We start from the raw sequence: 479 nt of genomic DNA, 5'->3' as shown, positions 1-479 counted from the left end.
CAGAACCACCGCACGATGCTCCAGACTCGCCCGGGTCGACACCAGTGCCGCACCCACCTCCACCAGGCCCAGCCCCGGAACCCCCTCCACGTGTGCCGCAAGCCGCCGCGCCTGCTCCCGCAACCCCGACTCCGACCTCGCCGACAACACCCACGGCACCACCATGGGAGCAACAACATCCGCACCGGAGACCGGTTCAAACTCAGGAGCCTGCTCCAGAATCACATGGGCATTCGTGCCACTGACCCCGAACGAGGACACCCCCGCCCGCCACGGCCGATCCACCACCGGCCACGGCTGCTGCTCCGTCAACAACTCCACCGCACCAGCCGACCAATCCACCTCAGAAGTCGGCGCATCCACATGCAACGTCCGCGGCAACACACCCCGCCGCATCGCCAACACCATCTTCATCACACCAGCGACACCAGCAGCGGCCTGCGTATGACCGAGATTGGACTTCAGCGACCCCAGCCACA

At 66.4% G+C, this 479-nt stretch carries 1 protein-coding gene; it reads right to left on the bottom strand.

From position 1 onward, the window contains the following. Positions 1-479, bottom strand: a 479-nt coding sequence (locus tag ACLZOT_RS49905; RefSeq protein WP_416975971.1) for a ketoacyl-synthetase C-terminal extension domain-containing protein, incomplete at both ends; no start/stop codon positions are given.

It is taken from the genome of Streptomyces sp. 4F14 (assembly GCF_048159485.1).
Classification (GTDB): Bacteria; Actinomycetota; Actinomycetes; order Streptomycetales; family Streptomycetaceae; genus Streptomyces.
This window is presented reverse-complemented; position numbering and strand designations above follow the sequence as displayed.